This window comes from Frankia umida (assembly GCF_023242945.1).
Classification (GTDB): domain Bacteria; phylum Actinomycetota; class Actinomycetes; order Frankiales; family Frankiaceae; genus Frankia; species Frankia umida.
This window is the reverse complement of sequence record NZ_JALKFT010000016.1, coordinates 118,603-132,297: the sequence shown is the minus strand read 5'-3', so window position 1 is coordinate 132,297 and position 13,695 is coordinate 118,603. Positions and strand designations below refer to the sequence as shown.

Annotated in this window: 11 protein-coding genes; 8 read left to right on the top strand and 3 right to left on the bottom strand. The window is 71.9% G+C overall.

The genetic code is table 11. The features are described from left to right. Nucleotides 1-365: 365 nt before the first annotated feature. The gene (locus tag MXD59_RS16725) at nucleotides 366-1,247 is read right to left on the bottom strand and encodes a RecB family exonuclease (protein WP_225438167.1); all 882 of its coding nucleotides are present in this window, start codon (nucleotides 1,245-1,247) and stop codon (nucleotides 366-368) included. 126 nt (nucleotides 1,248-1,373) lie between these two features. Between MXD59_RS16725 and MXD59_RS16720 the strand changes: the two genes are divergently transcribed. Further along, entirely contained in the window at nucleotides 1,374-2,588 is a 1,215-nt protein-coding gene (locus MXD59_RS16720) for a site-2 protease family protein (protein ID WP_248825636.1), read from the top strand. Next, nucleotides 2,585-3,730 (top strand): tRNA (adenine-N1)-methyltransferase, encoded by a 1,146-nt coding sequence (locus tag MXD59_RS16715; protein WP_283097004.1) that lies wholly within the window; start codon nucleotides 2,585-2,587, stop codon nucleotides 3,728-3,730. Before MXD59_RS16720 ends, MXD59_RS16715 begins: the two co-directional genes overlap by 4 nt. Nucleotides 3,731-4,219: 489 nt before the next feature. Here the strand turns inward: MXD59_RS16715 and MXD59_RS16710 are convergent, their stop codons facing one another. After that, nucleotides 4,220-4,549, bottom strand: a complete 330-nt coding sequence (locus MXD59_RS16710) for a ferredoxin (protein ID WP_163548147.1) — start codon at nucleotides 4,547-4,549, stop codon at nucleotides 4,220-4,222. 119 nt (nucleotides 4,550-4,668) lie between these two features. On the opposite strand from MXD59_RS16710, the gene arc reads away from it, so the two are divergent. The 5 genes from arc to prcA all read left to right on the top strand — a co-directional run bounded on the left by arc (nucleotide 4,669) and on the right by prcA (nucleotide 10,819). Beyond that, a complete protein-coding gene (gene arc, locus MXD59_RS16705) occupies nucleotides 4,669-6,474 on the top strand; it encodes a proteasome ATPase (protein WP_163548148.1) in 1,806 nt (601 codons plus the stop codon). A 453-nt stretch (nucleotides 6,475-6,927) separates the two neighbouring features. Beyond that, a complete protein-coding gene (dop, locus tag MXD59_RS16700; protein WP_372512110.1) occupies nucleotides 6,928-8,445 on the top strand; it encodes a depupylase/deamidase Dop in 1,518 nt (505 codons plus the stop codon). 139 nt (nucleotides 8,446-8,584) lie between these two features. Continuing rightward, nucleotides 8,585-8,803: a ubiquitin-like protein Pup gene (locus tag MXD59_RS16695; protein WP_163548149.1), complete on the top strand. Its 219-nt coding sequence runs from the start codon at nucleotides 8,585-8,587 to the stop codon at nucleotides 8,801-8,803. 467 nt (nucleotides 8,804-9,270) lie between these two features. After that, nucleotides 9,271-10,095: a proteasome subunit beta gene (gene prcB, locus MXD59_RS16690; RefSeq protein WP_248815957.1), complete on the top strand. Its 825-nt coding sequence runs from the start codon at nucleotides 9,271-9,273 to the stop codon at nucleotides 10,093-10,095. Nucleotide 10,096: 1 nt separating this feature from the next. Then, the gene (gene prcA / locus MXD59_RS16685) at nucleotides 10,097-10,819 is read left to right on the top strand and encodes a proteasome subunit alpha (protein WP_248825635.1); all 723 of its coding nucleotides are present in this window, start codon (nucleotides 10,097-10,099) and stop codon (nucleotides 10,817-10,819) included. 110 nt (nucleotides 10,820-10,929) lie between these two features. Here the strand turns inward: prcA and MXD59_RS16680 are convergent, their stop codons facing one another. After that, nucleotides 10,930-11,712: a dienelactone hydrolase family protein gene (locus MXD59_RS16680; RefSeq protein ID WP_248815959.1), complete on the bottom strand. Its 783-nt coding sequence runs from the start codon at nucleotides 11,710-11,712 to the stop codon at nucleotides 10,930-10,932. Nucleotides 11,713-12,065: 353 nt separating this feature from the next. On the opposite strand from MXD59_RS16680, the gene MXD59_RS16675 reads away from it, so the two are divergent. Beyond that, nucleotides 12,066-13,658, top strand: a complete 1,593-nt coding sequence (locus MXD59_RS16675) for an ABC transporter permease (RefSeq protein ID WP_248825634.1) — start codon at nucleotides 12,066-12,068, stop codon at nucleotides 13,656-13,658. Nucleotides 13,659-13,695 lie beyond the last annotated feature (37 nt).

The following is a 13,695-nucleotide window of genomic DNA, read 5'->3' as shown; positions in this document are numbered from 1 at the left end:
CCCGCTCGGGCGCCGAGGTACTGGGGTTCCTGCGCGACTCGGTGACCGAACTGGGCCAGACCATCGTGATGGTCACCGCCGGGGGATGCTCCGGTGCGTCGGGCCATCGTGGGGTCCTCCTCGCGCGCGTCGCCGCCTGTGCGGGCCGGTGTTCACCGCGGCCACCGCGGCCGGGGGGGCATGCCATCGTCCTGGATACGTCTGTGACCCCGGGGTAACCGCGGCGCGTTCGCCCCGGTGGCCATCGCCGCAACGGCAACGAACGGGAGGCGATCAACGTCTCCGGCGGTTACCGTACCGTCGCCGTGCGAACCGCCTCCCATCGTCCACTGAGCGCGCGCGGCGCCACCACCGGCCACCTCGGCTCACCCGTCGGCCTCGCAGACCGTGGGGGCGCTGTCGTCGAGACCGGGCGCGGCGTGCGGCGGCAGCGGCGGCGGGGTGCCTCCGAAGGCCGGGCAACGCGACTGGTGATCGCACCAGGAGCACAGCCGACTCGGCGTGGCCCGCCAGTCGCCCGTGCGGTGGGCCCGCTCGATCGCCGCCCACAACGCCGTGATCCGCCGTTCGGTGGAGCGCAGATCGGCCTCGTCCGGCGAGGTGCGCAGCCACGTGCGATCACCCAGGTAGTACAGGCGCAGCTCGCGGGGAATCACCCCGCGCACCCGCCACAGCAGCAGAGCGTAGAAGCGCATCTGGAACATCGCCGACGCCTCGAACGCCGGGCCCGGCGAACGCCCCGTCTTGTAGTCGACCACCCGCAGCGCCACGCCCTGCTCCGTAGCCGCCGAATCGAGCCGGTCGACATAGCCGCGCAGTCGCAGACCCGACTCCAGCACATGCTCGACGTACAGCTCGCGGGCGGCGGGCGAGAGCCGGGTCGGATCCTCCAGCACGAAGTAGCCCTCGAGCAGATCACGCGCCGAGTCGAGCCACGTGGCCAGCGCCTCGGCACCGTCGAACAGGCCCTCGACGGCCGGCTCACGCTCCCGCAGCCGCGCGTAGGCGGGCTCCACCAGCTCCCGGGCGGCTGTCAGCGTGCGCCCCGCGGCGGGCAGGTCGAACAGCCGCTCCAGCACCGTGTGCACGAGCGTCCCCCGGCTGGCCGCGGCGCTGGGTGGTTCGGGCAGCCGGTCGATGACGCGGAACCGGTACCGCAACGGGCAGCTGACGAAATCGGCTGCCCGCGACGGCGACAGCGACCCGATCAGCGGCCGAGAACCGGACGGTGGGGTTGTCGTGGTCACGCCTGGACCCTAGATCCCGCCACCGACAGTTTGACGCCCCGCCTCCCGGCTTCGCCCACCCCAGCTGGTCACGAGCGCGTACAGGCCCGGCAGACGGGGCCGGATCCACTCCGTAGCATCGGTTCCATGACGGACCAGCGCTCCCAGGCCAGCTCGGATGCCCACGGCGGTCCGGGTGGCTCCGGGCAGCCCCCGGGTCAGCGGCCCGGGCAACCCGGCGGGGAACGTCCCGCCGGTATGACGCTCGGGCGGGTCCGCGGCGTCCCGATCCTCGTCTCACCGTTCGCGCTGGTCTTCGCGGTCCTGGTCGCCTACCTGCTGTCCGACTCGATCCGCGACCGGCTGCCCGACGCCTCCGACGGGCAGGTGCTGGGCCTGGCCGCGGCCATCTCGGTCGGCTTCCTGGCGTCCCTGCTCGCCCACGAGCTCGGGCACGCCCTGGTCGCCCTGCGCCTGGGGCACACGGTCCGCTCGGTGACCCTGCACGGTTTCGCCGGGTTCACCGAGTTCGAACCCGAGCCGCGCAGCGCCGGCCGGATGTTCCTGATCACCTTCAGCGGCCCGGCGGTCAACGGCATCCTCGCCGGGGCCTGCGAGCTCGGCCTGCTCGCCGTCTCCGGCGACTCCCACCTCGGCGTCGTGCTGCGCGACCTCGGCCTGGTCAACCTCACGCTGTTCGTGTTCAACCTCGCCCCCGGTCTGCCCCTGGACGGCGGGCGCATCGTCGTGGCGGCCGTGTGGGCGGCGACCGGCGATCAGCTGCGCGGGCTGCGGGCCGGCGCCTACGGCGGGTTCGTCGTCGCCGGCGCCCTGGTCGTGTGGGGGTCGATGGTGGGCGGCGAGGGCATCGGCCTGTTCTACACGTATGCTCTGGCGGGCTTCCTGGCCTTCGCGGCCTATCAGTCACTGCGCGCCGCCCAGCTGCGCGGGCGCCTGCCCGGGCTGTCCGCCGGGCGGCTTGTGCGGCGCACCCTGCCGGTCGAGGGTGCCGTCCCGCTCGCCGAGGCACTGCGCCGCGCCCAGGAGGTCGGAGCCACCGCCGTCGCCGTCATCGGCCGCGACGGCGCCCCCCAGAAGATCATGAACGGCTCGGCGGTCGATGCGCTGCCCGAGCATCGGAGGCCGTGGATGAGCGTGGACGAGGTGAGCCGGGAGATCGGGCCCGGCATGGTGTTCGATGCCGATCTGGAGGGCGAGGACCTGCTGGCCGCCGTCCAACGGGCCCCCGCCTCGGAGTACCTCGTCATCCAGGGGGGCCGGCCCGTCGGCGTGCTCGCGATGGTCGACCTCGTCGCCCGGCTCGACCCCGCCGCCGCCGCCCGCATGGTGGCCCACCGATGACCACTGCCACACCCGACCCGACCGTCGCCACCGCCGTGACGAGCGAGCCAGCCACCTCCGAGAGCGGGCCGACGGCCTCCCGCGCAGGCGAGCCGACCGACACGGTGGGAGGCGAGCCGACCGAGGTCGTGGGCGACGTCGCGACGAGCGGGCCGGCCGCGTCCACAGACGAGGTGGGCACCTCCACGGTGGACGAGGGGGAGTCGGCGTTCCGGCCGGCTCCGACGGGGGCGTCACATCGACGTGGCCTGTTCACCAAGGGTGACCGGGTACAGCTCACCGACCCCAAGGGACGCAAGCACACCGTCGTCCTCGAACCCGGCAAGCAGTTCCACACCCACCGCGGCGCCGTCGAACACGACGGGCTGCTCGGCCGACCCGAGGGCATCGTTGTCACCAGCACCGGTGGCACCGACTACCTGGCGTTGCGTCCGCTGCTGGTCGACTTCGTCCTGTCGATGCCCCGCGGGGCGACCGTCGTCTACCCGAAGGACGCCGGCCAGATCGTCACCTACGCGGACATCTTCCCCGGCGCGCGGGTACTTGAGGCCGGGGTCGGCTCGGGTGCCCTGTCGTGCTCGCTGCTGCGCGCCATCGGTGACCACGGCCAGCTGATCTCCTACGAACGACGGGCCGACTTCGCCGACATCGCGCGGCGCAACATCGAGACGTTCTTCGGCGGCCCGCACCCCGCCCACACCATCCACGTCGGTGACCTGGCCGAGACGTCCGAACGCGACATCGACCGCGTCGTGCTCGACATGCTCGCGCCCTGGGACGTCGTGGACGCCGTCAGCGCCGCCCTGGTACCCGGCGGCGTGGTCTGTGCCTACGTCGCCACCACGACGCAGCTGTCCCGCACCGTGGAGACCCTGCGCGGCCATGGCACCTTCGCCGAACCCGCCGCCTGGGAGACCATGCTGCGCGACTGGCACGTGGAGGGCCTCGCCGTGCGACCCGGCCACCGCATGGTCGGTCACACCGGCTTCCTGGTCACCGCCCGCCGCATGGCCGACGGCGTCACACCCCCCGTGCGCCGTCGCCGCCCCGCCAAGGGCTCCCTGCCCGACACCACCGACTCTCCCACCACCACCGACGCCACCGGCACCACGGCGATCACCGATTCCGCTGAGGTCCTTTAAGCGGTCCGTGCGCGGAATTCGGTGGGCTGGCTCGGTCAGGGCCGGGTTGCGGTCGCTGGGCACGGTGACAGTCGGCGTGGGCGATCGCGGTGCGGGTGAGAGGGGCGCCGCGCCTGGCGGCGAGGGCACCGTCCTGTGCGCGTCTGGTGGCTTCGTGGTGACGACACGCCCGAGATCGCCCCGAGCCGAGAAATGCCCGGGGCCGTCACGTCCCGCCGAAGATCCACGGGATCGGCCAGGATGCCCTCGCGTGGATCATCGACGACCCACCACGGCCGATAACGGGCCCTGGGTCCCGGTAGTCGCCGCTCCGGCCAGGAAAATTACGGTCTGTGACAAGAATCTCGGCGGGTACGGGCGGCCGGGGGCCACGCGGGTCGCCGTGGGGGTGTTCGTGTCCGATATGCCCCCCACGGCGACCCGTGTAGCGCGATCTGGCCTGGTGGGTCGCTGCGGGGCGTGATCGGGCGTGGGCTCGGGGGTTTCCGGTCAGTCGTCCTCGGAGGGGCCGCCGGCCTCGAGGGTGCCATCGGGGCGTTCGACGTAGATGCATGTGCCGGGGCACTCGTCGGCGGCGCCCAGGACGGCGTCCACGAGGGGGAGGGGGACGGGGACGTGCGCGCCGTCGAGCGTCTGGAGTTCGCCGGAGTCGTCCTTGACGTAGGCCAGGCCGTCGACGTCGAACTCGAACACGCTCGGAGCGAGCTGGACGCACAGGCCATCGCCGGTGCAGGCGTTCTGGTCGACCCGCACACGCAGGCTGGCCGAAACGCCCGGCTTCGCTGGAGTTGCCACAGGGCTCCGATCTTCTGTCACCATGGCACCGTAACCCGCTGTTTACGGCAAAGCCGGGTCGTCCTTGCCTGACCGGCCTGCCAACGGCGGTCACAACGGTAGTGTGGGTGCGTCCCGGTCAGCACGGGGGAGGTGGAGGCGCAGTGTCCGGTCCCCGTTCGGGCTCTGGCTCCGATGGGAGCACGGGTCGTCCAGGTGATGCCGAATCACGGCGGTCGGCGTACGAGAAGGAATCACACGAGCTCACGACGCAGGTCGCCTTCCTGGAAGAGGAAGTGGCCATGCTGCGGCGTAGGTTGTCCGAATCGCCCAGGCAGGTGAGGGTGCTGGAGGAACGGCTCGCGGAGGTCCAGGCGGAGCTGTCGTCTGTCTCAGGGCAGAACGACAGGCTCGTCGCGACTCTGCGCGAGGCGCGCGACCAGATCGTCACTCTGAAGGAGGAGGTCGACAGACTCGCGCAGCCGCCCAGCGGCTACGGGATCTTCGTCTCCAACTACGACGACGGCACCGTCGACGTGTTCACCCAGGGCAGAAAGCTCCGGGTGACGGTGTCGCCGAGTGTCGTCATCGAAGCGCTCGAGCCTGGCCAGGAGGTCATGCTCAACGAAGCCCTCAACGTGGTCGAGGCGCGCTCGTTCGAGCGACAGGGCGAGATCGTCCTGCTCAAGGAGGTCCTCGAGGGCGGTGATCGAGCACTGGTGCTCGGTCACACCGACGAGGAGCGCGTCGTCATGCTGGCCCAGCCACTGTTGGCCGGGCCGATCCGGGCAGGCGACTCGCTGCTCATCGAGCCCCGCTCCGGGTACGCCTTCGAGCGCATTCCCAAGTCCGAGGTCGAGGAGCTGGTCCTCGAAGAGGTCCCGGACATCGGCTACGAGCAGATCGGTGGGCTCAAGAGTCAGATCGAGTCGATCCGGGACTCGGTCGAGCTGCCGTTCCTCTACAAGGATCTCTACAAGGAGCATCAGCTCAGGCCACCGAAGGGCGTGCTGTTGTACGGCCCGCCCGGCTGTGGCAAGACGCTGATCGCCAAGGCGGTCGCCAACTCGCTGGCCAAGAAGGTCGAAGCGGCGACCGGCCAGGGTTCCGGGCGGGCGTTCTTCCTCAACATCAAGGGCCCGGAGCTGCTCAACAAGTTCGTCGGCGAGACCGAGCGGCAGATCCGGCTGGTGTTCCAGCGGGCGCGCGAGAAGGCGTCCGAGGGAATGCCGGTGATCGTGTTCTTCGATGAGATGGACTCGATCTTCCGGACCCGCGGCTCGGGTGTGTCCTCGGACGTGGAGAACACGATCGTTCCGCAGCTGCTCAGCGAGATCGACGGCGTTGAGGAGCTCGAGAACGTCATCGTGATCGGCGCGTCCAACCGCGAGGACATGATCGACCCGGCGATCCTGCGGCCCGGCCGGCTCGACGTCAAGATCAAGGTGGAGCGTCCCGACGCCGAGGCGGCGCGCGACATCTTCGCCAAGTACGTCGTGACCAGCCTGCCGCTGTATCCGGATGATCTCGCCGAGTTCGATGGCAACCGTGAGGCCACCGTCGCGGCGATGATCCAACGGGTTGTTGAGCGCATGTACGCCGAGACGGAGGAGAACCGCTTCCTCGAGGTGACCTACGCCAACGGCGACAAGGAAGTCCTGTACTTCAAGGACTTCAACTCCGGCGCCATGATCGAGAACATCGTGGCCCGGGCCAAGAAGATGTCGGTCAAGGAGCACATCGAAGGCGGCAAGAAGGGCCTGCGCATGCAGTACCTGCTCGCCGCCTGCCTGGACGAGTTCAAGGAGAACGAGGACCTCCCGAACACGACCAACCCGGACGACTGGGCCCGGATCTCCGGCAAGAAGGGCGAGCGGATCGTCTACATCCGCACGCTCGTCACCGGTACCAAGGGCACTGAGGCCGGTCGCTCCATCGACACGGTGGCCAACACCGGCCAGTACCTCTAGGCACCTCCCGGCCGTACCTGGCCGGAGCATCCGACGCGGGCCTGCCTGCGAGATCGAGTTCGTCCCTCTCGGACGATCACGGTCCGCCGGCAGGCCCTCGTTCGTCTCCGGCGGACCTCGGCGCCACAGAGCGAGCCCGTCCGGGCCGGTCGGAGCCCGCCGGGCCGGGGCCGCCGGGCCGGGCCCTGCGGGTGGCCGAAGCAGCGGCCGGGCGGCCGGGTGACCGGGTGGTCCACTCCGCTGGGCGCGAAGGTGCGCCGATGCACCGAAGGTGCGGGCGTGTGGGTGGGTGGACAAGTGCGGACGGTGCGTGGGAACAGCACGTGAACGGGCGTGTGCGGACAGCGGGTGGGGCGTTCGTGACGGGCCCGGAGAGGGCGGGGCGCAGCGCCCAGAACAAACAAGCGCGACGTCCGGCTAACCGATGGGCCGCGCAGGACCTACGCTTGCAGGGTGAGCGCGCGCCGGATCATGGGGATCGAGACCGAGTACGGAGTGTCGGTGCCCGGTCAACCGAACACCAACCAGATGTTGGCGTCGTCCTTGGTGGTGAACTCCTATGCCAACCGGGCGTCGTCCACGGGCAGTCGTGCCCGGTGGGACTTCGAGGAGGAGTCGCCGCTGCGGGACGCCCGCGGCTTCGAGCTGCCGCGGGAGCCGGTCGTGGATCCGACCGCGCCCGCCAACGAGGACGACCTGGGCCTGGCCAACGTCATCCTGACGAACGGGGCCCGGCTCTACGTCGACCACGCGCACCCGGAGTTCTCGGCCCCGGAGGTCACCAACCCGCGGGACGCGGTGCTGTGGGACAAGGCCGGCGAGCGGGTGATGGCCGAGGCGGCCCGCCGGGCGCTGACGGTGCCGGGCACGCGTCCGGTGCACCTGTACAAGAACAACACCGACAACAAGGGCGTCTCCTACGGCTGCCACGAGAACTACCTGATGGCGCGGTCGACGCCGTTCGGGGAGATCGTGCGTCATCTCACGCCGTTCTTCGTCTCCCGGCAGGTCGTGTGCGGGGCGGGCCGGGTCGGCATCGGGGTGGACGGGCGCGAGTCCGGTTTCCAGATCAGCCAGCGGGCGGACTTCTTCGAGGTCGAGGTGGGCCTGGAGACGACGCTGAAGCGGCCGATCATCAACACCCGGGACGAGCCGCATGCCGACCCGGAGAAGTACCGACGGCTGCATGTGATCATCGGTGACGCGAACATGAGCGAGGTCGCCACCTACCTGAAGGCGGGCACGACCTCGCTGGTCCTGTCGATGATCGAGGACGGCTGGTTCAGCGTCGACCTGTCGGTGGAGGCGCCGGTGGCGACGCTGCGGGCGATCTCCCACGATCCCAGCCTCACCCATCTGCTGACGCTGACCGACGGCCGGCGGATGACCGCGGTGCAGCTGCAGATGGAGTACTACGAGCAGGCCCGCAAGTTCGTCGAGAGCCGTTTCGGCGCCGACGTCGACCCGCAGACCGCCGATGTGCTGGCCCGCTGGGAGTCGGTGCTCGGCCGCCTCGAGGTCGACCCGATGACGTGCGCGCGTGAGCTCGACTGGGTCGCGAAGCTGTCGATCCTGCAGGGTTACCGCTCGCGGGACAGCCTGGCCTGGGATTCGCCCCGCCTGGAGCTCGTCGACCTGCAGTACCACGATGTGCGCCCGGACCGCGGCCTGTACAACCGGCTGGTCGAGCGGGGACGCTTCGACCGGATCCTCGCCGAGGACGAGGTCGTCCGCGCGATGACCGAGCCGCCGGAGGACACCCGGGCGTTCTTCCGCGGCCGCTGCCTGGCCCGGTACCCGCAGCAGGTCGCGGCCGCGTCCTGGGACTCGGTCATCTTCGACATCGGCCGGGACTCGCTACAGCGGGTACCGACGCTCGAGCCGCTGCGGGGCACGAAGGCGCACGTCGGGGAGCTGCTGGACCGCTGCGCCACCGCCACGGAGCTCGTGGACGCCCTCGCCGGCCGCTGACGGCGAAGTTCCGCGTTGCGCCCTGGGCGGACGGGGCCACGCGGCGGCCAGATCGTGATGGAGTGGACCTCTCACCGACCCGTCCGACAGCGTCGGTGGGGCGGGATAGTCTCACGCGAGGCGATCGAAGGAGGGCGTCATGGCCACCAGGGACAGTGACGGCGGGCAGCAGAATGCCAACCGGCGCGCGGATGAGGCTGACGAGGTCACGACGGAGGACGCCGCCGCCTCCGATCTCAAGGAGCGGCACGAGAAGCTCTCCGAGGATGTCGACTCGCTGCTCGACGAGATCGACGACGTCCTGGAGGAGAACGCCGAGGAGTTCGTGAAGGGTTACGTCCAGAAGGGCGGCGAGTGACCGACCGCGGTCCTCGCGGCTCGCACTGATCCGCCGATCCTCCGTTCTCACCGACCGACCGAACCGCGTGGTCGCACCGAACCGCGTGGTCGCACCGAGCCGCGCCGATCCGCTGCGCCGCTGAGCTGCTGATCCACTGGTCGGGTGGCCCGCTCCGACGTCGCGCGGGCGACCCGACCAGTGCGACCGACCGGCCAGGCAGGCGGGCAGCCAGGTGGTCCGTCAGCCGGCCAGGCGCCCGTCGGTGGCATGCGTCGAGGCTCGAAGGTGGTGCGGGCCGCGGCCCGAGCGTGCTTCGGGTGGCGGGCGGTGCGTCGTGGTGACGCGGGCGTGACCCGGTCGGTGGCCCTCCCGGGCCATGACCGCGGGTGATGGCCCTATGTTGTGCTCATGCGCACGTCCGACGCGGCGCCGGGAGCCCCCGGATCGCCGCGTCCGGGCGAGTACGTCTATCGAAAGGGGGATGCGTGGCGGATCCATTGGGTGGCGCCGGGCGCCTGCCGGCTGTGTTCATGGCGCCGGGCACGTCGTCGTTCACCGATTTCCTGTCGCAGTCCGCGCCGCACCTGCTTCCGGGAGCCCGCGAGGGACTGCCGGCGCCGGTCACCGAGGTCGCGCACGGCACGACGATCGTCGCGGTCACCTTCCCCGGCGGCGTGATCATGGCCGGTGACCGGCGGGCGACGCAGGGGCACATGATCGCCCAGCGGGACGTCGAGAAGGTGCACCACGCCGACGACTTCTCCTGCGTCGGCTACGCGGGTACCGCGGGCGTCGGCGCGGAGCTGATCCGGCTGTTCCAGGTGGAGCTCGAGCACTACGAGAAGATCGAGGGCGCCACCCTCAGCCTGGACGCCAAGGCCAACCGGCTCGCCGCGATGGTCAAGGGCAACCTGCCGATGGCGCTGCAGGGCCTCGCGGTCGTCCCCCTGTTCGCCGGCTACGACGAGGATGACGGCATCGGGCGCATCTTCTCCTACGACATCGCCGCGGCGAAGTCCGAGGAGCGGACCTACGAGTCGATCGGCTCCGGGTCGGTGTTCGCCAAGGGATCGCTGAAGAAGCGTTTCCGCGCCGACCAGAGCCAGGCCGACGCGGTGCGCATCGCGATCGAGGCGCTGTACGACGCCGCCGACGACGACTCCGCCACCGGCGGCCCCGACCTGATCCGCAGGCTGTACCCCATCGTCGCCGTCGTCACGGTGGACGGGTACCGCCGCTACGGCGATGACGAGGTCGAACCCGTGGTGAGCGCCATCATCGCGGACCGTTCCACAAGCGCGGGAGGCTGACGTGACCATGCCGTTCGGATACGCGAGCCCCGAACAGCAGGTCCGCGACAAGAGCGAGTACGCGCGCAAGGGCATCGCCCGCGGACGTAGCGTCGTCGTGATCACCTACGCGGAGGGGATCCTGTTCGTCGCCGAGAACCCCTCGGTGACCCTGCACAAGATCAGCGAGATCTACGACCGGATCGCGTTCGCCGCCGTCGGCAAGTACAACGAGTTCGAGAACCTGCGCACCGCGGGCATCCGGCTGACCGACTCCCGCGGCTACATGTACGACCGCCGCGACGTGACCAGCCGTGCGCTCGCGAACGCCTACGCGCAGACCCTCGGCGCGATCTTCACCGAGAGCGTGAAGCCGTACGAGGTCGAGATCGTTGTGGCCGAGGTCGGTCGCAGCAGCGACGACGACCAGATCTACAAGCTGACCTTCGACGGGTCGATCGCCGACGAGCGCGGTTTCGTCGCCATCGGCGGCGCGTCCGACCAGGTCACCACGTCGCTCAAGGAGCACCACCGCGACGGCCAGTCCCTCGCCGACGCGCTGCGGACCGCGGTGCGGGCGCTGACCGTGAGCGTTCCCCCCGGCATGCCGCAGAGCGGCGAGCGGGTGCTCACCGCGGCCAACCTCGAGGTCGGCATGCTCGACCGCACCCGGGCCCGCCGTCAGTTCAAGCGGATCGGCGGCCGGGTCCTCGAGGACCTGCTCGCCGAGACCGCCTCCGCCTGACCCACGGGACCTGCCGCACCCGCGGGGGCCGGTCCCGCCCAGGCCCCCGCGGTGGCCGGCCCTCGGCCGCCACCGCAGGGGTGCGGGGGACGGAGGCGGGAAGCGGCCGTCTAACGGGGACGGACGCGGTGGTCGAGGAAGGCGAGCGTGCGCGACCAGGCGTCGGCCGCGGCGGCGGGGCGGTAGACGGAGTCCCGGTCGTCGCTGTGGAAGGCATGCCCCGCGTCGGGGTAGCTGATCAGTTCGGTCGCCTGGCCACTGCGGCCCGCCGCCGCCCGCAGCGCCGCGATCTCGTCGTGGGAGATCAGCTGGTCCTGTTCGCCGTACAGGCCGAGCCACGGGCCGCGTAGCTGGACGGCGGCCTCCGCCAGCGCCGGCACACCCGGCCACGCCGACGTGCTGACCCCGCCGCCGTAGAACGACACCGCGGCGGGAAGCTCGTAGCGCGTCGCGGTGTGCAACGCCACCGTGCCGCCCATGCAGAAACCGAGGATCGCCCGCTGGGACGGGTCGAAGCCGACGGCGTCCAGGTGGGCCAGCGCCGCGTCCACGTCGGTGTCGATGCCCTCGCCGGTCAGGCGGTCCATCGTCGGGATGGCCTGGGGCCAGCCGTCGGTGGGGTCGACCTCGTCGATGCCCTCGCGGTGGTACAGGTGCGGGGCCACCGTGAGCCAGCCCGCGTCGGCCAGCCGGTCGCACACCGACATCAGGTACGGCGTGATGCCACGGGCGTCCTGGACGACGATGATCCCGCCGCGGGGCGGATCGTCCGCCGCGGGGGCCGCGACGGTCAGCGGCACCGATCCCTGGCGGACGACCTCGGCGCGCAGGTGGCTTTTGAGCGCGCGCACCCGGCCCGCGCGGATGGTCGCGTCGTTCGTTCGGCTCGTCATGGCGCCCATCCTTCCCCGTCCGCGCCGCCATGACCATCAAGCGGCGGACTCCGTCAGCGCCCCCCACCGTTACGGGGGCGCCGTACCCGGCCCGGGTTCCCCGGCTGGCCGGTCGGGCCGGATGGTGGACGGCCTCGGCTGGTTCGTCGGGACACGCCCGTGGGCGACACGCCGGACGGCGACCGATCGAACAGGACGTGGCTCTACGCAGGCATCACGCTACTGCCTGTAGTCGTCCCGGCGGCTCCGCCGGACGGAGGGGAGACAGCGGTGAGCAGAGCTCGGCCGGAGGAGACAACGGGCGATCCGGTGCCCGGCGTGGCGAGAGCCCCGATGGGCGCTGGGACATCCCCATGGTGACGGGAGACGGGCGGCCATGGCCCGGTGACCGGGAGGGTCTGCCCGGCCAGCGCCTCGCCCAGGGCGCCGGCGCGACCCAGCCCGACCCCGCGCCGGTCCATCCCGACCCCACGCCGGCCGGCGCCGCCGTACACCCCGCCGCGGTTGACAGCGTGGCATCCGGCGGTGCGGTAGCCAGCGAGGCGGTAGCCGATGGTGGCGTGACCGGCGCCGCGACGGGCCAGCGGGGAGCGGCCCACAGCGCCGCGACGAGCGCTCGCGCCGCGGGCGTGACGGCGGATGCCCGGCTGGGGGCGCTGCGCCGCCTCGGGCTGCTGACGGTCGCGATGGCGCTGCTCACGGGCCTGCTGGTCTGGTTGTACGGAACGTCGGTGACCAGCCTTCGGCCGCGGAACCTGCCGATTCTCACCGTCGGGGCGCAGCCGGCGGCCGGGGCGCTCGCCGATCAGATCAGCCGGGTGGAACCGGGGGCGCTCTCGGTGCGCACGGTGGGCAGCGTCGCCGCGGCCGACCGGGCGCTGCGGGACCGGGAGGCCTACGCGGCCATCGTGATCGGGGATGGCGGGCTCACGCTGCGGGTCGCCTCGGCGGCGAGCCCCGCGGTGACCGAGGCGCTCACCCGGGGCATCCGGGTGTTCATGCCCGGCCTGGAGATCCCGGTCGTCGACGTCGTCCCGACCGCGCCACGGGACGTGGGCGGTGGGGGACTGGCCGCCGGCTACCTGCCGTTGGTGCTGGTCCTGGCGGCGGCCGGGGTGCTGCTGACCAGGCTGGTGCGTTCGCGCGCGGTGCGCCTGGCGGGGATCGCACTGTTCGCGGTGCTCGCCGGGTTCGCGGGCGCGGTGGCGCTGCGCGGCGCGCTGCACGTGCTGCCCGGGTCGCTGCTGACCACGATGGCGGTGGTGACGCTGCTGGCCCTGGCGGTCGTCGCGCCGGTGGTCGGCGCGGGCGCGGTCGGCGGGACGGCGGGGCTGGTCGGCATCGCGCTGGTGATGGTGGTCGCCGCGGCGCTGTCGGCGGCGGCGTCGGCACCGGAGATGCTGCCCCGGCCGTGGGGGGACGTCGGCCAGTTCGCCCCGCCCGGCGCGGGGGTGACCCTGCTGCGCTCGACGGACTACTTCGACGGCGCCGCCGGTGGACGTCCCGTCGTGGTGCTGGCGGTGTGGCTGGTCCTCGGCCTGTGGCTGGCCTTCGTCGGGGAACGGGGCGCCCAGCCCGCGGCCACCGCCTGGCTGCTCTCCGGTGGGCAGCGTCCGATCGGTGGGCAGCGTCCCCTCGGTGGGCAGCGTCCCACCCGCGCCGCCCACGCGGCCCACACCGGACGGACGGCCCGGATCGCCCGCGCGGGCGGTGCCGGCACGGCCCCGTCCGGCTCGCGGACCCGCGTCGGTTCACCGCCGCCGGATGGCCCACAGGTGCCGGTGGAGGAGGCGGGTGACGGGACGCTCGGGGTGCCCGCCGCGGACGCCGGGGCGGGCGAGGCGGCCGGACCCGGGCAGGCGACGGCCGTCCCGGGGCGACGTTCCACCCTGGAGCGGACCGTCCCGCTGGAGCCACCGCCGGCCAGCGGATCGACCAGACGATGACAGCGGCCCGGGCGTCTGCCCACGCCCGGGTGGCATC